This window comes from Burkholderia sp. HI2500, from assembly GCF_002223055.1.
Taxonomy (GTDB): Bacteria; Pseudomonadota; Gammaproteobacteria; order Burkholderiales; family Burkholderiaceae; genus Burkholderia.
Window position 1 is genome coordinate 894550 of sequence record NZ_NKFL01000005.1, and the last position, 18992, is coordinate 913541.

21 protein-coding genes are annotated in these 18992 nt (G+C 68.2%); 13 read left to right on the forward strand and 8 right to left on the reverse strand.

Annotated features, from left to right (window positions below; translation table 11 throughout):
* Positions 1-133: 133 nt before the first annotated feature.
* Positions 134-1114 carry an AAA family ATPase gene (locus CFB45_RS17085; RefSeq protein ID WP_089426539.1) on the reverse strand — a complete coding sequence of 327 codons (981 nt, stop codon included), beginning with the start codon at positions 1112-1114 and terminating at the stop codon, positions 134-136.
* Positions 1115-1343: 229 nt separating this feature from the next.
* Between CFB45_RS17085 and CFB45_RS17090 the strand changes: the two genes are divergently transcribed.
* From CFB45_RS17090 to CFB45_RS17135, 10 genes are all read left to right on the forward strand, one after another.
* On the forward strand, positions 1344-2063 hold the full coding sequence (locus tag CFB45_RS17090) for a nitroreductase (RefSeq protein WP_089426672.1): 720 nt from the start codon (positions 1344-1346) through the stop codon (positions 2061-2063).
* Positions 2064-2209: 146 nt separating this feature from the next.
* A complete protein-coding gene (locus CFB45_RS17095) occupies positions 2210-2698 on the forward strand; it encodes a hypothetical protein (protein ID WP_089426540.1) in 489 nt (162 codons plus the stop codon).
* A gap of 5 nt (positions 2699-2703) precedes the next feature.
* Entirely contained in the window at positions 2704-3519 is an 816-nt protein-coding gene (locus CFB45_RS17100) for an endonuclease/exonuclease/phosphatase family protein (RefSeq protein ID WP_011353499.1), read from the forward strand.
* Positions 3520-3617: 98 nt separating this feature from the next.
* Complete coding sequence (locus CFB45_RS17105) at positions 3618-4265, forward strand: LysE family translocator (RefSeq protein ID WP_089426541.1); 648 nt, start codon at positions 3618-3620, stop codon at positions 4263-4265.
* A gap of 235 nt (positions 4266-4500) precedes the next feature.
* Positions 4501-5271 carry a ferredoxin--NADP reductase gene (locus tag CFB45_RS17110; RefSeq protein WP_089426542.1) on the forward strand — a complete coding sequence of 257 codons (771 nt, stop codon included), beginning with the start codon at positions 4501-4503 and terminating at the stop codon, positions 5269-5271.
* 416 nt (positions 5272-5687) lie between these two features.
* Complete coding sequence (gene rqpS / locus CFB45_RS17115; protein WP_089426543.1) at positions 5688-6503, forward strand: quorum system sensor histidine kinase RqpS; 816 nt, start codon at positions 5688-5690, stop codon at positions 6501-6503.
* A gap of 7 nt (positions 6504-6510) precedes the next feature.
* The gene (rqpR, locus tag CFB45_RS17120) at positions 6511-7167 is read left to right on the forward strand and encodes a response regulator transcription factor RqpR (protein WP_089426544.1); all 657 of its coding nucleotides are present in this window, start codon (positions 6511-6513) and stop codon (positions 7165-7167) included.
* A 216-nt stretch (positions 7168-7383) separates the two neighbouring features.
* The gene (locus CFB45_RS17125; protein ID WP_089426545.1) at positions 7384-8790 is read left to right on the forward strand and encodes an amino acid permease; all 1407 of its coding nucleotides are present in this window, start codon (positions 7384-7386) and stop codon (positions 8788-8790) included.
* Between the two features lie 542 nt (positions 8791-9332).
* The gene (locus CFB45_RS17130) at positions 9333-9836 is read left to right on the forward strand and encodes a hypothetical protein (RefSeq protein WP_089426546.1); all 504 of its coding nucleotides are present in this window, start codon (positions 9333-9335) and stop codon (positions 9834-9836) included.
* A 210-nt stretch (positions 9837-10046) separates the two neighbouring features.
* Positions 10047-11072: an XdhC family protein gene (locus tag CFB45_RS17135; protein WP_039354764.1), complete on the forward strand. Its 1026-nt coding sequence runs from the start codon at positions 10047-10049 to the stop codon at positions 11070-11072.
* A 110-nt stretch (positions 11073-11182) separates the two neighbouring features.
* Here the strand turns inward: CFB45_RS17135 and CFB45_RS17140 are convergent, their stop codons facing one another.
* From CFB45_RS17140 to fliE, 7 genes are all read right to left on the reverse strand, one after another.
* Entirely contained in the window at positions 11183-11917 is a 735-nt protein-coding gene (locus tag CFB45_RS17140; RefSeq protein ID WP_089426547.1) for a PepSY-associated TM helix domain-containing protein, read from the reverse strand.
* Between the two features lie 96 nt (positions 11918-12013).
* Positions 12014-12148 carry a hypothetical protein gene (locus CFB45_RS39470; protein ID WP_256976757.1) on the reverse strand — a complete coding sequence of 45 codons (135 nt, stop codon included), beginning with the start codon at positions 12146-12148 and terminating at the stop codon, positions 12014-12016.
* 38 nt (positions 12149-12186) lie between these two features.
* Positions 12187-12504, reverse strand: a complete 318-nt coding sequence (locus tag CFB45_RS17145; protein WP_089426548.1) for an EscU/YscU/HrcU family type III secretion system export apparatus switch protein — start codon at positions 12502-12504, stop codon at positions 12187-12189.
* A complete protein-coding gene (gene fliK / locus CFB45_RS17150) occupies positions 12501-13868 on the reverse strand; it encodes a flagellar hook-length control protein FliK (protein WP_089426549.1) in 1368 nt (455 codons plus the stop codon). Before fliK ends, CFB45_RS17145 begins: the two co-directional genes overlap by 4 nt.
* Before the next feature lie 130 nt (positions 13869-13998).
* Positions 13999-14331, reverse strand: a complete 333-nt coding sequence (locus tag CFB45_RS17155; RefSeq protein WP_089426550.1) for a flagellar protein FliT — start codon at positions 14329-14331, stop codon at positions 13999-14001.
* Positions 14328-14762 carry a flagellar export chaperone FliS gene (fliS, locus tag CFB45_RS17160; RefSeq protein ID WP_089426551.1) on the reverse strand — a complete coding sequence of 145 codons (435 nt, stop codon included), beginning with the start codon at positions 14760-14762 and terminating at the stop codon, positions 14328-14330. The genes CFB45_RS17155 and fliS overlap by 4 nt, the downstream gene beginning before the upstream one ends.
* Before the next feature lie 194 nt (positions 14763-14956).
* The gene (fliE, locus tag CFB45_RS17165; RefSeq protein WP_046544213.1) at positions 14957-15301 is read right to left on the reverse strand and encodes a flagellar hook-basal body complex protein FliE; all 345 of its coding nucleotides are present in this window, start codon (positions 15299-15301) and stop codon (positions 14957-14959) included.
* Positions 15302-15549: 248 nt separating this feature from the next.
* Between fliE and fliF the strand changes: the two genes are divergently transcribed.
* The 3 genes from fliF to fliH are packed head-to-tail and all read left to right on the forward strand — an operon-like array spanning position 15550 to position 18974.
* Positions 15550-17313 carry a flagellar basal-body MS-ring/collar protein FliF gene (gene fliF, locus CFB45_RS17175; protein ID WP_089426552.1) on the forward strand — a complete coding sequence of 588 codons (1764 nt, stop codon included), beginning with the start codon at positions 15550-15552 and terminating at the stop codon, positions 17311-17313.
* On the forward strand, positions 17303-18298 hold the full coding sequence (gene fliG / locus CFB45_RS17180) for a flagellar motor switch protein FliG (RefSeq protein WP_069249110.1): 996 nt from the start codon (positions 17303-17305) through the stop codon (positions 18296-18298). The genes fliF and fliG overlap by 11 nt, the downstream gene beginning before the upstream one ends.
* Complete coding sequence (fliH, locus tag CFB45_RS17185; protein WP_089426553.1) at positions 18291-18974, forward strand: flagellar assembly protein FliH; 684 nt, start codon at positions 18291-18293, stop codon at positions 18972-18974. The genes fliG and fliH overlap by 8 nt, the downstream gene beginning before the upstream one ends.
* Positions 18975-18992 lie beyond the last annotated feature (18 nt).

Here is an 18992-nt window from a genome sequence, read left to right on the forward strand (position 1 = left end):
CGGTTCATTCGCTTGCCGAAGGTCGTGCAGCGTCTCGCGACGCCGCCGTGCATGATGCGCGCCGCACGGCACGACTCGCGGCACTGCGCGGCGCGCACGCCGCCAGGGCCGGGGCCGTGCGCGCGCCGCGCGTTCAGAAGCCGATCGGCCGGCGCTTTGCCGCGCCTTCGTCGGCCCGGATGTCGCGCGGCCCGATCGCGTCGCGCCCGTCGAGCCGTGCGGCGCCGAACGCGTGCAGCAGCGCGCGGCGCATCGTGCGCGGCGGGGTCGCGGCCAGCACGTCGAGCGCGTCGTCGCCGAGGGTGTCCGGGAAGCGCCGCCCCCATGCATGCGACGTGCGGATCTCGTCGTAGATCGTCTGCGCGATCCGGCGCGCGCCGGCCGCGTCGGGCGGCTCGATCTCGTACACGTTCATCCGGTTGAGCAGCGGCTCCGGGATCGCGTGCGCCTCGTTCGCGGTCGCGATCCAGATCACGTTGCCCGCATCGATCGGCACTTCCGCGAATTCGTCGATGAATGCGCGCGCGGTGTCGTGCTCGAGCAACGCATACAGCGCGCCGAGCGGATCGTATTGCGCATCGCTGCCGGCCTTGTCGATCTCGTCGACCGCGATCACCGGGTTCGCATAGCTGCCGTTCACGAGCGCATCGAACACCTTGCCGGGCTTCGCGTTCTTCCATTGCGACGACGCACCCGACAGGATCCAGCCGGCCGTCAGCGAGCTCATCGGCACGTAGTGGTAAGCGGTGCCGAGCAGTTGCGCGAGCGCCTTCGCGAAGTGCGTCTTGCCGATGCCCGGGGGCCCGAGCAGCAGGATCGGCATCAGTTCGAGCCGGTCCTCCGTTTCGAGGCACAGCGCGACCTGCTTGCGCACGTCTTCGAGCGGCTCGGCGAAATTCGGCAATGCCTCGCCGAGCGCGTCGAACGACGGCATCCGGTTCGGCTTCACGCAGAAGCGCAGATTGCCCGTCTTGAGCATCCTCTCGTAGGTGGCGCGCAGTGCGTCGCTCGCGCTCTCGTTCAGGTCACTCAGCGCCGTCTCGACCTGCTCGAGGTCGTACACCGTGCTGAAGGATGCCACCGCCAGTTCCTGTTTCACCATCGCCGTCGTCATACCAACCTCGCTGCCGCTTGCCGTTACACGATCATCAGACCCTTACGATTTCAGTGTAGCGATCCCGCATCCCCGCGCAAGCAAGCAGCCGCGCGAGTCTGCTGCTAACACCCGCGCGCGCTGCACGCCGGCGCGCCGCGGCGTATGATCGTCGATTCACCCACCTGCCGCACCGGCCCGTCCGACCGCGCCCGCGCGGCGCGTCGGCCCCCGCCCCAAAGGTATGCCGATGTCCGTCCCCCCTGCTTTTCCGCGCGTCGATGCCGATACGATCGGTGCCGTCGACGCGGCGCTCACGTCGCGCCGTGCGGTCCGCGCGTTCCTGCCGACGCCGGTGCCGCGCGACACGCTCGAGGCGATCCTCGAAGCCGCGAGCCGTGCGCCGTCGGGCACCAACATCCAGCCGTGGCGCGTGTACGTCGCGACGGGCGCCACGCGCGATGCGCTCGCCGCCGCGCTCACCGCGGCCCACGACGATCCCGCGCGCGACGAGAAATACGTCGCCGAGTACGACTACTACCCGCGCGAATGGGTGTCGCCGTATATCGACCGACGCCGCAAGGTCGGCTGGGATCTGTACGGCCTGTTGAACATCGGCCGCGACGAGAAGGCGCGCATGCATGCGCAGCACGCCCGCAACTTCCGTTTCTTCGATGCGCCGGTCGCATTGTTCTTCACGCTCGACCGCGTGATGACCTACGGCGCCTGGCTCGACTGCGGGATGTTCCTGCAGGGCGTGATGACGGCCGCGCGTGCACGCGGGCTCGATACCTGCCCGCAGGCCGCGTTCGTGCCGTTTCACCGGATCGTCACCGAACACCTCGGCATTCCCGCCAACGAACAGCTGGTGTGCGGGATGTCGCTCGGCCATGCGGACCCCGACGCGATCGAGAACCGCCTCGTCACCGAGCGCGCGCCGGTCGCCGAGTTCACGCGCTTTTTCGCTTGAAAACGCATGACGCGGCCCTACCTTTCGATCAGGCATGCATCGTGCGGCGAACCTGCCGCGACGCATCCTGTCACATCGCGATCGAAATCGATCGGGCGTAAGATGTGCGTCCGTTCCCCGCTATTCCGCGTTTCCGGAGACGTTTCATGCTGAAACACGGCCTGGCCGTCCTGCTCGCGAGCATCGCGCTCGCCGCCCATGCGCAGAGCCCCGCACCGGCCTCCGTCGCGTGGGAGATCCAGGTGGTACGCGACGGTCAGACCATCGACACGTTCCAGCAGCGCACCACCGTGGGTCAGACCCGTACCGATACCCATCGCTATCCGTCCGCCGTGCCGGTCGGCTGCGGCAATGCCGCGCGCGTCGTGCCGACCGAGCGTTCGCGCGCGGTAACGGTCGCGCCGGTCACCGTCGATGCCGGCGCGAACACGGTGTCGCTCGCGCTCGACGTGCAGGAAACGATCGACGACGAAGGCGCGAAGCCGGCCGATCCGTGCGTGCCCGCGTCGCCGCGGCAAATCGTCGCGAGCCACCCCGGCCTGACGGTCGGCGCCGACGCGTGGACCGACTGGACGCTCGTCGAGCAACATCCGCACCTCGTGTACCGCGTGCGTGCGCACGTCGCGAAGGATTGAGCGTCATGTCCGCCGACGCCCTGTCCCTGCCGTTCGCCGAACCGCACGCCGCACCCGACGAACTCACCGCCGTGAGCTGGAACCTGCACAAGGGCCGCTCGCCGCTCGGCTTCACCGCGTGGAACGCGATGCGCAACTGGATGCAGTCGACGCACGCCGACGTGTATTTCCTGCAGGAAGCGATGGCGCGCCGCATGCCGCGCCCCGTGCTCGCGCCCGGCTTCGGCGCACCGATGGACGACGCGGTCGACGACGTCTGGCACTGCCAGGCCACCGAGATCGCGCATGCGCTCGACTGGCAGATCGCGCTCGGGCCGAACGTGTTCAAGCCGTCGTGGCGCCACGGCAATGCGATCCTGTCACCGCATCCGCTCGACCTCGGCGGCCGCTGGGACATCTCCGCGCACCGTTTCGAGCGGCGCGGCCTGCTGGTCGCGCGCGCGACGCTCGCGGGCGCCCGCCCGGTCACGCTGCTGTGCGCGCACCTCGCGCTCACGCGCGCCGCACGGCTGCGCCAGATGCACTGGATCGCGCACTGGATCGTGCGCAACGCAGGCGACGGCCCGCTGATGCTCGCCGGCGACTTCAACGACTGGCGCAACGATTCGGTCGCGCTGTTCGGCGAGATCGGGCTGTCCGAGGTCGCGACGCTGCTCGGCGAATCGGGCCGCACGTTCCCCGCGTTCTCGCCGGCGCTCGCGCTCGACAAGATGTTCGTGCGCGGGCTGACGCCGCTCGAATGGCGCGCGCCGTCCGGCGAAGCCGCGTGGCTGTCGGACCACCTGCCGTACATCGCGCGCCTGCGCCTCGATCCGCAATAGCGCTCCCGACCTCGGCCCGATCGCAGCCGGATTGCGCGGCGCGCGCTACATTAACGCCTTGCCCATTCCGCTCCGCCCCGCCGCCGGGCCGCGCCGCCATGACCTACCTGCCGATCCTGCTGCAAATCGCCGTCGTCTATCTCGTCGCGGCAATCACCCCCGGCCCGAATTTCTTCATGATTTCACAACTGTCGCTCGCGGGCCGGCGCAGCCTCGGCGCCGCGTCGGCGCTCGGCTTCGGCACCGCGTCGATCGCCTGGGCGACGCTCGCGATGCTCGGCCTCGCGGCCGTGCTGCACCAGGTCGAATGGCTGTATGAGGCAATCCGGATCGGCGGCGCCGTCTACCTCGTGTATTTCGGCTTCAAGCTGCTGCGCGCGGGCGTGCGCCGCGATACGACGCCGGCCGACGCGCCCGACGAACGCGCGCCGCTGGCCGCGCCGCACGCGCGCGACTATCTGCGTGCGTATCGCAGCGGCCTGTTCACGTGCCTGACGAACCCGAAATCGTGCGCGTTCTGGACCAGCGTGTTCGCGGCGATGCTGCCCGCGCACGTGCCGCTGTGGTTCAACGGCGCGGTGCTGGTGACGATCGGCGTGCTGTCAGCCGGCTGGTATTCGTGCGTCGCGTACCTGTTCGCGAGCCCGCGCGCGCAGCGCGGCTACCGGCGCGTGCGGCGCCCGCTCGACGCGCTGTGCGGCGTGGCGCTCGTCGGCCTCGGTGCAAAACTCGCGGCCGAGCGCTGAAAAAACTGAAAGGGGATTGAAATAATTCGTTGCGCCAAATCCGCGCGGCCACGGGGGTCAAGCCCGCGATCCGCGTCAACAGGGTAAAATAACGAGTTCCTCAATCGTCTGTCATCGAGAAGGCGCGTGTCCGACGCGCCGGCCGGCCGATCCGCGATCGGGCCGTCGCACTCGGTTTTTTGCCCGTTTTTGGGCCCGTTACTCGCGTTCGCTACGCGCGTCCGTTTTCAAAGCCATGAGCAAATACGACACCGCCACCGTCCAATCCGTCCATCACTGGACCGACACGCTGTTCAGCTTCACCTGCACCCGTGAGGCGAGCCTGCGCTTCAACAACGGCGAATTCACGATGGTCGGCCTCGAGGTCGACGGCAAGCCGCTCGCGCGCGCCTACTCGATCGTCAGCCCGAACTACGAAGAGCATCTCGAATTCTTCAGCATCAAGGTGCAGAACGGCCCGCTGACGTCGCGCCTGCAGCATCTGAAGGTGGGCGACACCGTGCTGATCGGCAAGAAGCCGACGGGCACGCTGGTCGCCGACAACCTGCTGCCGGGCAAGACGCTGTGGATGCTGTCGACGGGCACGGGCCTCGCACCGTTCATGTCGATCATCCGCGACCCGGACATCTACGACCGCTTCGACAAGGTGATCCTGACGCACACGTGCCGCCTGAAGGGCGAGCTCGCGTACATGGACTACATCAAGCACGACCTGCCGGGCCACGAGTACCTGGGCGACATCATCAAGGAAAAGCTCGTCTACTACCCGACGGTCACGCGCGAAGCGTTCGACAACGAAGGCCGGATCACCGACCTGATCGCGACGGGCAAGCTGTTCACGGATCTCGACGTCCCGCCGTTCTCGCCGGAAAACGACCGCGTGATGCTGTGCGGCAGCACCGCGATGCTGAAGGACACGACCGAGCTGCTGAAGCAGGCCGGCCTCGTCGAAGGCAAGAACAGCGCGCCGGGCCACTACGTGATCGAGCGCGCGTTCGTGGACTGATCGATCCCCAAATTTTGCGCAGCATCAAGGACCGGAGCGAAAGCTCCGGTTTTTTTTCGTCCCTACTTGGCGAATTCGTAACAAATTGGGATCATCCCATCTCAAATAGTTACATTTGGATACGTCATCGTCCGGCGCTTGGGTGTCAGTGTTTTTCCTACAACACCTTCATTCCGATTATTCACATTTACCCTTAAATGTCCGCCTGACATGACCTTTTCGGAAATTTTGAGATATTATTCGCCGCGCGCGGTTGCCGTTCGGATGAGAGTGGAAGGGTCGGATGCAAGTGTTACAAGACGTAACTTTTGTTACCTCGGCAGGGGGCGATTCTCTGGCGGCGACCGTCATCGAAACGGCAGCCGATCCACGCAGCCAGCCGGTGTCTGAACCGCTTTCTGACAGCAGGGAGAGTCATGGATACGTCGCTTAACGCGCCTTTGGGCGCCCACGCCCCGTTCCCGTCGCAACAGCTCGTGCCGGGCTGCGTCGCGACTCCGCCCATTGCCGACGCCGCGCCGAAACGTGGCGCCTCCGCCGCGCGGATCGCAGCGCTGTCTGCCCAGTTGCTCGCCGCCGACGAAGCGGCCCGCCGCCACCTGGCCGGCGAGCTGCATGACGGGCTCGGTGCCGAACTGACCGCTGCGCGTTTCGCGCTCGCAAACGTTCAAACGTGGCTGCCGGCCGATGCGCCGGAGGGTTGCCTGCGCGCACTGGCGCTGGCGCAGCAGGCGCTCGAGGCCGCGACCGACGCGAATCGCCGGCTGATCGACGAGCGCGACACGCCGGCGCTCGACGCGGGCCTGGTCGGCGCGCTGTCGTCGTGGGCCGACACCCATGCGGCCCGCACGGGCCTGCGCACCAGCTTCGTCTGTGCGGCCGACGCGCGCCTGACGCAGCTCGCCGGGGCCAGCGCGCTCGCGGTGTTCCGCGTCGCGCAGGAAGCGTTGTCGAACGTCGCGAAGCACGCACGCGCGACGTCGGTCGACGTGCGAATCGCCACCGACGGCACGCACCTGTCACTGATCGTCTCCGACGATGGGACCGGTTTCTCGCGGAGCCGCCGCACCGGCTACGGTCTGGCCGGCATGCGCGCCCGCTGCGAGGCGTTCGGCGGCAGCTTCGAGACGGCCACGCCGGCCACCGGCCACGGCACGCGCGTCACCGCGCGCTTCGCTTGGGATTCGCTGCTCGCGGTGCCCGTCGCGGCCCGCCGCGCGTCGCTTTCGTGAGGTCGTCATGAGCCTGAACATCCTGCTGGTGGACGATCACGCGATCGTCCGGCAAGGGATCCGCCAGTTGCTGATCGACCGTGGCGTCGCGCGCGACGTCACCGAGGCCGAAACCGGCAGCGACGCGGTGGCGGCCGTCGACAAACAGGAATTCGACGTGATCCTGCTCGACATTTCGCTGCCGGACACGAACGGCATCGAGGTGCTCAAGCGCCTCAAGCGCAAGCTGTCGCGCACGCCGGTGCTGATGTTCTCGATGTATCGCGAGGACCAGTACGCGGTGCGCGCGCTGAAGGCCGGCGCGGCCGGCTACCTGTCGAAGACGGTCAACGCCGCGCAGATGATCGGCGCGATCCAGCAGGTCGCGGCCGGCCGCAAGTACGTGAGCCCCGCGATGGCCGAGGCGCTCGCCGAATACGTGTCGTTCGAGAACGAACCGCTGCCGCACGAGAAGCTGTCCGACCGCGAATACCAGACGCTCTGCATGCTCGCGTCGGGCAAGCGGCTCACCGACATCGCGAACACGCTGTCGCTGTCCGTGAAGACGGTGAGCGTGTACCGCTCGCGGCTGCTCGAGAAGATGCGGCTGTCGAACAACGCGGAGCTCACGTTCTACGTGATGAGCAACCGGCTCGTCGACATGGCGCCCACGGCCGGCGCCTGATTCCCCCGCTTCACCCGATTCGTCCGGCCCAGCGACGCGGCACCTGCCGCGCCGCCGCCCGCTGTCGCCCGCCCGAAGCGCAAGCGCTTGTTTTATCGGACGATTTTGTGACTTACCGCTGCGCTGCAGCGGGTCTTGCGCGCCAAATCGGCTAAAATTGCGGGTTTTCACTCAGTCAGCGCTACCGCGCCCGCGCGCGCTGGCGATTCATCCGCAATGTCTCTCTTCCGCAAGAAAAACGTCGATCGCATGATCGCCGGCGCGCATGCCGCCGGGCTCAAGAAAGCGCTCGGCGCGATCGACCTCACCTTCCTCGGCATCGGCGCGATCATCGGCACCGGCATCTTCGTGCTGACCGGTACCGGCGCCGTGCAGGCCGGCCCCGCCCTGATGCTGTCGTTCGTGATCGCCGCGATCGCGTGCGGCCTCGCCGCGCTGTCGTACGCGGAGTTCGCGTCGACGATCCCCGTCGCCGGCTCGATCTACACGTACTCGTACGCCACCCTCGGCGAGCTCGTCGCGTGGATCATCGGCTGGGACCTGATGCTCGAATACGGCCTCGCGTCGTCGGCCGTGTCGGTCGGCTGGTCGGGCTACCTGCAGTCGCTGCTGCAGGGCTTCGGGCTCACGCTGCCCACCGTGCTGACGGCCGCGCCCGGTGCGGTGCCGGGCGTCGTCACGTGGTTCAACCTGCCCGCGTTCCTCGTGATGATCGTGATCACGACGCTGCTGTCGATCGGCATCCGCGAGTCGACCCGCATCAACAACATCATGGTGTTCATCAAGGTGTCGGTCGTGCTGCTCGTGATCGCGGTCGGCGTGTTCCACGTGACGCCCGCGAACTGGAAGCCGTTCATGCCGCACGGCTGGAACGGCGTATTCGGCGCGGCGGCCGTGATGTTCTTCGCGTTCATCGGCTTCGACGCGGTGTCGTCGGCGGCCGAGGAAGTGAAGAACCCGAAACGCGACCTGCCGATCGGCATCATCGCGTCGCTCGCGGTGTGCGCGGTGCTGTACGTGACGGTCGCCGCGGTCGCGACCGGCATCGTGCCGTCGGCCCAGTACGCGAACATCTCGCACCCGATCTCGTACGCGCTGCAGAAGGCCGGCGAGACGTGGGTCGCAGGCTTCATCGATCTCGGCGCCGTGCTCGGCATGCTGACCGTGATCCTCGTGATGAGCTACGGCCAGACGCGCGTGATCTTCGCGATGTCGCGCGACGGGTTGCTGCCGGCCGCGCTGTCGCGCGTGCACCCGCGCTACGCGACGCCGTTCCTGACGACCTGGCTCGTCGGCCTGTTCTTCGGCCTGATCGCCGCGCTCGTGCCGCTCAACGTGCTCGCCGAGCTGATCAACATCGGCACGCTCGCCGCGTTCTCGATGGTGTCGATCGCCGTGCTCGTGCTGCGCCGCACGCACCCCGACCTGCCGCGTGCGTTCCGCTGCCCCGGCGTGCCGGTGGTGCCGATCCTCGCGGTCGCGTCATGCCTGTTCCTGATGCTGAACCTGCAGCCCATCACGTGGGCCGCGTTCGGCATCTGGCTCGTGATCGGCCTCGCGATCTACTTCCTGTACTCGCGCCATCACTCGAAGCTCGCGCACGGTCACCACGACGCGCACTGAGCGCCGCCGTGCCGCTCGCGGCACGGTGCGCACCCGCGGAGCCGGACGCCGGCTCCGCGCCCTCCCCGCCCTGCCTTCACCCGTCCCGCCGCCACGTTGCCTTTCCTGCAACGATCCTCGCGTCAATTCCCGTTTCCACCGGTTATTTTTCGAATGCCGATATATTCTATTCGGATCGACATTTTTATCGATTAAAAATGTAATTCGACCGAATTGAATATGAATAGAAGAAAATAATCACGCGCCCGACATTGAACTCTTGCATTCGCCAACCTAGTATTCAGGTCGGCCGGTCGCATACCCGCGCCACCCAGACCAGACGGGGCCTAGGCCGCAGCATGAGCGCGGCGGGAAGCAATCGATTTCATCGAAGCGCCTTTTTATAAAACCCAAATTCATCGCGCATTCAAAAACGAATTTTCAGCATATTTTTAATTAAAAAATCACGGCCCGATAATCCGGTCGACGGTATTTTATTGCCTCCGTCCGGAGGCATGTCGCTGTACCTGTTCGAAGTTCAACAAGAACCAGAGAGGTCTGTCATGAGCAATACATTGGTCAACGTCACGGCGAAGGTCGAAATCAGCGCGGCCAACCAGACGATCGCGGGGCTCAAGGATTATCAAAGCAAGAACTGGGCGATCGGCCTGAACGGGGATACGCTGGCGCCGGACGGTTTCCTGACGTTCTTCACCGAGCGCAACCTGCCGTTCAGCTACTACGTCCGCGCGCGCGGCGTCTCGGTCGGCGAACCGAGCGCCTACCAGGCGAACATCGAGACGCTGACGCAGCACATCGCCGCGATTCGCGCGTCGGAGACGAATCAGGTCCAGGCAACCATCCGCGAGCTCGAGCTGTACAAGTCGCGGAACTGGGCGATCGGCCTGAACGGCACGACGTTGCAACCGGACAATTTCCTGCCGTTCTTCGGCACCCGCTCCGTGCCGTTCGAGTACTACGTGCGCAGCGGCGGCGTCGAGCTCGGCTCGCCGAACGCGTACGACAACAACATCCGCAACCTGACGCAGTACCTGGGCTCGCTCTGACGGAGCGACCCGCCGGGCGGATGCGTCCGCCCGGCGACCTGCCGGCGGCCCGCCTCGGGCCGCCCTGCCCGCCTTCCTCGCTGCCGCGCTTCTCCCTTCCCTGTTTTGCGCGTTCCCCCGTCGCCTGCACGCTTGCCGCGGCCGGTTCATAATCGCGCCATCGAACGGCGGCCCGCATCGGCGGCGTCGCCCGGCAACAGGAAGAAGATGATGGAAAGCGTCGATCTCGATGTATTGAAATCCAGCGCGCGCTGGCTCGAAGAAGGGCGCCGCGTGCTGCTCGTGACGGTCGTGAAGACGTGGGGCTCGTCGCCCCGCCCCGAAGGCGCGATGCTCGCGGTGCGCGAGGACGGGCTCGTGGTCGGCTCCGTGTCCGGCGGGTGTATCGAGGACGACCTGATCGCCCGGGTGCACGCAAGCGGGATCGCGGCCGACGCGCGCCCGGAAGCGCTCAAGTACGGCGTGACGGCCGAGGAAGCGCACCGCTTCGGGCTGCCGTGCGGCGGCACGATCCAGCTCGTGCTCGAGCCGCTCACGCGCGACAGCGGGATTGCCGCGCTGTGCGCGGAAGTCGAGGCCGGCCGCCTCGTCACGCGCACGATGACGCTCGCGACCGGCCGCGCATCGCTGTCGCCCGCGCAGGCGGCCGACGGGCTCGCGTTCGACGGCGAGCGGCTCGTGACGATCCACGGGCCGCGCTACCGGATGCTCGTGATCGGCGCCGGCCAGTTGTCGCGCTATCTGTGCCAGATCGCGGTCGGACTCGACTACCAGGTGACGGTGTGCGATCCGCGCGAGGAATACACGGATGCGTGGGACGTGCCGGGTACGCGCGTCGTGCACACGATGCCCGACGATACGGTGCTCGACATGAATCTCGATGCGCGTTCGGCGGTGATCGCGCTCACGCACGACCCGAAGCTCGACGATCTCGCGCTGATGGAGGCGCTGAAGACGCCCGCGTTCTACGTGGGCGCGCTCGGCTCGCGGCGCAACAATGCGGCACGGCGCGAGCGGCTGCGCGAATTCGACCTGAACGAAGCGGAACTGGCCCGGCTGCACGGGCCGGCCGGCATCTACATCGGCAGCCGGACGCCGCCGGAAATCGCGATCTCGATCCTCGCCGAGATCACCGCCGCGAAGAACAACGTGTCGCTGCCGACGATCCTGCAGGTCGAGGGCGCGAAGGCCGCACGCGAGATCGCGGCGAACAGCGGCGCGGCCTGCGGCCTCTGATCACTGGTGACGCCGGCGCGCGGTCGCGCCCGGCGGGCGTCCGCGACGAGCGAAGCGGACGAAACAGGCGAAAGCGCACGCGCCGGCGCCAGGCCGGCGCGAGCCGCCGATCAGGTCAGGCCGGCGGCCAGCGCCGCGGCGACCGAACCGACCACCAGCACGACGCCGACCGTGCGGCGCTTGTTCAGCTCGGTCCACAGCAGCACGCCGGTCAGCGACAGCAGGATCAGCGAGCCCGCGATCGTGTCCATCAACAGCACCCAGCCGAGATTCATCCCGACGCCGCGATGCAGGTTGTTCAGCGTCGTCAGGAACGTGTTGCCCGTGCGTTTCACCGCGACGTAGCCGTTGCCGACCCAGTATTCGGCCTGCAGGTTCTGGTGCGGGCCGAACAGGCCCATCTGCCAGTGCTCCGGCTGCATCACGCGCTTGTCGCCCCACGCGACGGGCTGCGCCGGCTCCTTGCGCATGCGGCCCGGCTTGCCGTCGAAATGCAGTTCGTGCTGCAGCCACTTCGTCATCGCGGCGGGCGTCTTCGGCGCCGGATCCGGCAGCGCGATCTGCATCTCCTCGACCTGCGGCTCGCCGGTCGAAATCTTCAGCGGCGGCGCGCGGTGGTTGAGCAGCACGCCCGTCACGCCGAACAGCAGCCCGAGCACCGCGCCCCACAGCCCGACCCAGCCATGCACCTTGCGCAGCCACTTGATGAAGGTCGCGCGGCGCGAACGCTGGCGGCGCGCGGCCAGTTCGTCGTCGCTCAGCGGGCGGGCCGTCGGGTGCAGCACGGTGACGCCGGCGCGGGAAGCACCGGTGCGGGGCGGATTGATCGTTTCGGGCGCGTTCACGCGAGAGATTCCATTCGTTCAAAACAACGGGCGGCGCGCAAAGCGTGCGCGCCGCCCGGGCAGCATGAAAATGAGAATGGATATCATTACACAAATCTATTGCACGCTCAATCCGGCCGGATACGGGGCGGCAAGCCCGTCGAGCGAGGAAATACCGGCGAAGCGCGAGCGTTGCGGCACGATGCCGCCCGATAGGCGAAAAATACCGACAGAATGACCTTGCAAGGTCAAGGCGGCATTTCGTAAGAAATCGCGCGGCGCAGCACCGTTCAGCGCAGCGGCGGCAGCGGAAAGCGCGATGCGGCGGCATCCGGCGCGGGTTCGGTACGGTCGAGCGCGTACAGCCACGCGAGCAGATCGGCGACCGCCTGGTAGAGCTGCGGCGGAATCCGGTCGTCGAGATCGACCTGCATCAGCAGCGACACCATCTCCGGCGCCGTATGCACGTACAACCCGGCGTCATGCGCGCGCGCGACGATCATCTCGGCGAGCGCGCCGTAGCCCTTTGCGACCACGCGCGGCGCGGCATCGCCGCCCTTCGGATCGTAGACGAGCGCGGCCGCGCGCTTGCGGGACGTCATGCTCATGACAGCGCCTCGTCGTCGGTATCCGGCGCACGCGTCGCCGGGCCGCTGGCCGAAGTCGAGGCTGAGCCGCGCGCATACGCGGTGGCCGCCGCCTGGGCCGCGAACAGGTCGAAGCCGTCCGGGCCGTCGTCGACCGCACGGATCGACAGCCCGCTCACCTTGAGCCCCGACACTTCGAGCCGCTGCCGCAGCGCCGCCTCGTGCCGCGTGAGGCGGTCGGCACCCGCCTGGTTCGCACGCAGCCGCGCGACGAGCTGCGTGCCGTTCAGCACCAGCTCCGCGTCGACCGTGCCAAGCGACGACAACGTCAGCGTGAGGCGCGTGCGCCAGGCAATACCGTCGCCCGTGTCGCCGTCACCGCGCGGCGCACGGTTGCCCGGATCGTCGGGCTCGATCGTCCAGTCGAGCCGCGCGCCGGGCCACGCCTCGCCCGCCCAGCGGAACTGGTCGGTCGCGAGCGCGTCGAGCTGCTGCCTGACGAGCGGCACGGCGGCCGGATGCACGGTCGCGAGCGTCTGCGCCTGCGAATCGGACGACGCGGTGGCCAGCTCGGCCCGCGCGGGCGTCCAGCGCGCATCGGGCCGGTCGCCGAGCAGATCGGCCGTATCGTGCGGCAGCGACGCCGCTTGCCGCGCGCCTGCCGGCACGGCCGGTGCGGGGTCCCGAGCCGGCGCACCGCCCTGGGCCGGCGCGCCCGGCTGCGCGGTTGCGCGAGCGGGCGCAGGCAATGGCGGGCGCTGCGCGAGCAGCTCGTCGAGCAGGTCGGTCGCGCCATGCTGGGCGACATCCGGATCGGCCGGCGCGAGCGCGGCCGCGAGGCGCGCCTGCGGCTCGCGCATCAGCGCCGCGAGCGGACGCTGGCCGGCCAGCCACTGCGCGAGATGGGATTCGTAGAAAAGGCCGCTTTCGCTCACGGCCTGCACGAGCGCCGCGCGCAGCGCAGCAACAGGCAACGTCGCAGCCGCGTCGCGCGTCGCCGCAGCCGACGACGCTGCGGCTGAAGCCGGCGTGGAGGATGCCGCCGGATCGGCGGCGGCTGGCGCGCGGGCCGGCGCAGCCGTGTCGGTCAGCAGCACGGTGGGGTCAGCCAGCAGCGGCGCGCGCCCGACAATGGCCGGCGTCGCGTCGCCGCCCGCGCGCGAGATCGCGTCGAGCACGCGCCCGACATCGGACAGGGCAGTCTGGGTGGAAGCCGGCGGCGCGGCAGGCGGACTGCCGGCCGAAGGCGTTGACGACGCGCCGTTGCCCGGCGTGCCGACCTGCGAGGTCGCGCCGCCGCTCGCGGGCGCCGACACGGTGCCGGTCAGCAGGCTGTCGAGGCGGCTCGCCAGCAGGGCCGCCGCAACGGAGTCGATACCGGTCATGATCGGAGCCTGCTCATCTCAGCCATATCGTTGCGAATCCGGTAACGGCACGCCGGTGCCGTCCGCGGGAACTGCGCGCCTGCCGCAACGGGCTTGTGCGCCCCCGCGCCCGTTTCCCCGGAAACGGGCCCTACCCGCGCGCGCGGTAGAGATCGGTCAATACCTTGGTCGAGCGCCGCGCCTCGAACAGCGCGGACAGCCGCGCAAGATCCGGGCTCGCGAGATCGCGAATCGCGGCGTCGTCGGCCAGGATGCGGCGGATCAGGTCGAGCTTGCGGCCGAGATCCGATTCGTCGAGCACGACGCCCGGATCGGCCTCCTTCAACCCGTCGACCAGTTGCATGAATTCGGCCTGCAACTCCGGCAACGCGCTCCAGTCGGCACTGCGGGCGGCGCCCAGCATCCGGCCCGACACGGCGGCGAGCGCCTCGTAACGTTCGAAGTATTCGGCCTTGCGATTCATCGTGATGCTTCCACTGCCTGTTGTGCGGCCATCCGCGCGACTTCCGGGGCGATCCCCGTCCATGCTTCCTCGAGCGTCGCGAGCAGCCCGTCGACTTCGACCAGCATCGCGTCGCTCGCCTGCGCATTGGCTTCGAGCAGACGCCGGGTGATATACGCATACAGCGCATCCAGCCGCGCCGCGATCTCGCCGCCCGCATCGAGATTCAGCGATGCCTTCAGCCCGCTGTCGACGATCCGGATCGCCTTGCCGATCGCTTCGCCGCGCGCGGACACATTGCCTTGCTGCAAATGCATGCGCGCGAGCGCAACCGCCTGCCGCGCACCCTGGTACAGCATCGCGATCAACCGGTGCGGGGAAGCGCCCATCACCCCGGTCTCGACGCCGACACGCGCGTATGCACTGGCTCCAGCGTGTCCTGGGGAAAACATGCGCTTCTCCTTGTTGTGCCTTGGCTATACGGGAACCGCCGCCGTGCATCGCACGACGCGGCCTTCACCGGAGTTATCGGAAGGGATTTGGAAAGCTTTAGGCAAGCGGCGCGTGCCGCCTGGCGCAGCAAGGCCGGCCCGCAGCCCAGGCCGGATGGCCGTCCACGGATCGCTGTCCCTGAATAGCCGCCGAGTCAAACCGCCATCTGCATGATGTCGTTGTAAGCGCTCACTAGCTTGTTGCGGACCTGGAGCCCGAACTGGAAGCCGATGTTGGCTTTCTGCATGTCGACCATCACGTCGTTCAGCGACACGTTCGGCGCGCCGACCTCGAACGCCTGCGCCTCGCCGAGCGCGTGCTGCTGGTCGCCGCTGATCTTGTCGAGCGACGCCTTCATCGCGCTGGCGAACGTGCTGGCCGTCGCCGCGCCCGAGCCGGCCAGTGCCGCCGTCGGGCTCGCGACGCCGCCTGACGCCTGCGCGGCCATCGACTGCATCTGTTGCAACACCGAACCGATTCCGCTGACGTTCGCAGTCATGCTGTCCCCAAAACTGAGAGAGAGACCCGGACGCACCGGGCGATCCGCCGGCGCCGCACCACGCGCGCCATGCCGGATTCCGAAAAAGGATAGCAGCGCGCCGCGCGTCAAAGCCGCGAAAGTACGGGGGAAACCCCGCTCTTTTCGGTCGATCGGAGTGCGGCCCGGGTCACGATAATCGCATCGTGTCATTGTCCGCCCGCTCGTCCGAGCGAGCTCAGTCGTCCCGCTCCGGAGAAACTCGACGCATGGATTCGCAGGCCAACTCGCTGATCAACCCAGACGCCCGCGCGGGCCTCGCCAGCCCGGCGCCAGGCGCCGCCGCGGCCGCCGCGTTGCCAGGCGTGGGTGGCGCAGGCGCGGACTTCGGGCTTGGCGGCTTCGCGGAACGCATCCCCGGCATCTCGCGGATGAAGGGCAACCCGAAGCTGCCGTTCCTGATCGCCGTCGCATTCGCGGTCGCCGTCATCACCGCGCTCGTGCTGTGGAGCCGCGCGCCCGACTACCGCGTGCTGTACAGCAACCTGTCGGATCGCGACGGCGGTGCGATCATTGCCGCGCTCCAGCAGGCAAACGTTCCCTACAAGTTCGCCGATGCCGGCGGCGCGATCCTCGTGCCGTCGAACCAGGTGCATGAGACGCGCCTGAAGCTCGCCGCGATGGGGCTGCCGAAGGGCGGCTCGGTCGGCTTCGAGCTGATGGACAACCAGAAATTCGGCATCAGCCAGTTCGCCGAGCAGATCAACTACCAGCGCGCGCTCGAAGGCGAGCTGCAGCGCACCATCGAATCGATCAACGCGGTGCGCGGTGCGCGCGTGCATCTCGCGATCCCGAAGCCGTCGGTGTTCGTGCGCGACAAGGAAGCGCCGAGCGCGTCGGTGTTCATCGACCTCTACCCGGGCCGCGTGCTCGACGAGGGCCAGGTCCAGGCCATCACACGGATGGTGTCGTCCGGCGTGCCCGACATGCCCGCGAAGAACGTGACGATCGTCGACCAGGACGGCAACCTGCTGACCCAGACCGCTTCGGCATCGGGCCTCGACGCGAGCCAGCTCAAGTACGTGCAGCAGGTCGAGCACAACACGCAGAAGCGCATCGACGCGATCCTCGCGCCGATCTTCGGCGCAGGCAACGCGCGCTCGCAGGTCAGCGCGGATCTCGATTTCTCGAAGCTCGAGCAGACGTCGGAAAGCTACGGCCCGAACGGCAATCCGCAGCAATCCGCGATCCGCAGCCAGCAGACCAGCAGCTCGACCGAACTCGCGCAGGGCGGCGCGTCGGGCGTGCCGGGCGCGCTGTCGAACACGCCGCCACAGCCGGCATCCGCGCCGATCGTCGCCGGCAACGGCGCGAACGCGCCGCAGACGACGCCGGTGAGCGACCGCAAGGACCAGACGACCAACTACGAAGTCGACAAGACGATCCGCCATCTCGAGCAGCCGATGGGCAGCGTGAAGCGGCTGTCGGTCGCGGTCGTCGTCAACTACCAGCCGGTCGCCGATGCGAAGGGCCACGTGACGATGCAGCCGCTGCCGCCCGCGAAGCTCGCGCAGGTCGAACAGCTCGTGAAGGATGCGATGGGCTACGACGCGAAGCGCGGCGACTCGGTGAACGTCGTGAACAGCGCGTTCTCGACCGCGAGCGACCCGTACGCCGACCTGCCGTGGTGGCGCCAGCCGGACATGATCGCGATGGCGAAGGAAGCGGCGAAGTGGCTCGGCATCGCGGCAGCCGCCGCGGCGCTGTACTTCATGTTCGTGCGCCCGGCGATGCGCCGTGCGTTCCCGCCGCCCGAGCCGGCCGCGCCGGCGCTCGCCGCGCCGGAAGATCCGGTCGCGCTCGACGGCCTGCCGGCGCCGGAGAAGGCCGAGGAACCCGATTCGCTGCTGCTCGGGTTCGAGAGCGAGAAGAACCGTTACGAACGCAACCTCGACTACGCGCGCACGATCGCCCGCCAGGATCCGAAGATCGTCGCCACCGTCGTGAAGAACTGGGTGTCCGATGAACGCTGAAGGCTTGACCAAGAGCGCGCTCCTGCTGATGTCGATCGGCGAGGAAGAAGCCGCGCAGGTATTCAAGTTCCTCGCGCCGCGCGAGGTCCAGAAGATCGGCGCCGCGATGGCCGCGCTGAAGAACGTCACGCGCGAGCAGGTCGAGGACGTGCTGCACGAATTCGCGAAGGAAGCGGAGCAGCACACCGCGCTGTCGCTCGATTCGAGCGACTACATCCGCTCGGTGCTGACCAAGGCGCTCGGCGAGGACAAGGCCGGCGTGCTGATCGACCGCATCCTGCAGGGCAGCGACACGAGCGGCATCGAGGGCCTGAAGTGGATGGACTCGGCCGCCGTGGCCGAACTGATCAAGAACGAGCATCCGCAGATCATCGCGACGATCCTCGTGCACCTCGACCGCGACCAGGCATCGGAAATCGCGTCGTGCTTCACCGAGCGGCTGCGTAACGACGTGATCCTGCGGATCGCGACGCTCGACGGCATCCAGCCGGCCGCGCTGCGCGAGCTCGACGACGTGCTGACGGGCCTGCTGTCCGGTAGCGACAACCTGAAGCGCAGCCCGATGGGCGGCATCCGCACCGCGGCCGAGATCCTGAACTTCATGACGAGCGTGCATGAGGAAGGCGTGCTCGAGAGCGTGCGCCAGTACGACGCCGAACTCGCGCAGAAGATCATCGACCAGATGTTCGTGTTCGAGAACCTGCTCGACCTCGAGGATCGCGCGATCCAGATGGTGCTCAAGGAAGTCGAGTCGGAAACGCTGATCATTGCGCTGAAGGGCGCGCCGCCGGCACTGCGCCAGAAGTTCCTCGCGAACATGTCGCAGCGCGCGGCCGAACTGCTCGCCGAGGATCTCGACGCGCGCGGCCCGGTGCGCGTGTCCGACGTCGAGACGCAGCAGCGCCGCATCCTGCAGATCGTGCGCAACCTGGCCGAGAGCGGCGCGATCGCGATCGGCGGCAAGGCGGAAGACGCGTATGTCTGATTCGGCGAGCGATCGCGCGGGCACCCTCACCGCCTACCAGCGGTGGGAGATGGCGTCGTTCGACCCGCCGCCGCCCCCGCCGCCGCCCGACGACGCGGCAGCGGCCGCCGCCGCGCTCGCCGAGGAACTGCAGCGCGTGCGCGACGCCGCGCACGCCGAAGGCCATGCGGCCGGCCACGTCGAAGGCCAGGCGCTCGGCTACCAGGCCGGTTTCGAGCAGGGCCGCGAACAGGGTTTCGAAGCCGGTCAGGCCGACGCGCGCGAACAGGCCGCGCAACTCGCGGCGCTCGCCGCGTCGTTCCGCGAGGCCGTGTCGACCATCGAGCACGATCTGGCCGCCGACATCGCGCAGCTCGCGCTCGACATCGCGCAGCAGGTCGTGCGCCAGCACGTGAAGCACGATCCGGCCGCGCTGGTTGCCGCCGTGCGCGACGTGCTCGCGGCCGAACCCGCGCTGTCCGGCGCGCCGCATCTCGCGGTGAATCCGGCTGACCTGCCCGTCGTCGAAGCCTATCTGCAGGACGATCTCGATGCACTCGGCTGGAACGTGCGCACCGACGCGTCGATCGAGCGCGGCGGCTGCCGCGCGCACGCCGCGACCGGCGAGGTCGATGCGACGCTGCCCACGCGCTGGCAGCGCGTCGCCGCCGCGATCGGCAAGGTGAGCACGTGGTGACGCGGCCGCCCGAGGCGC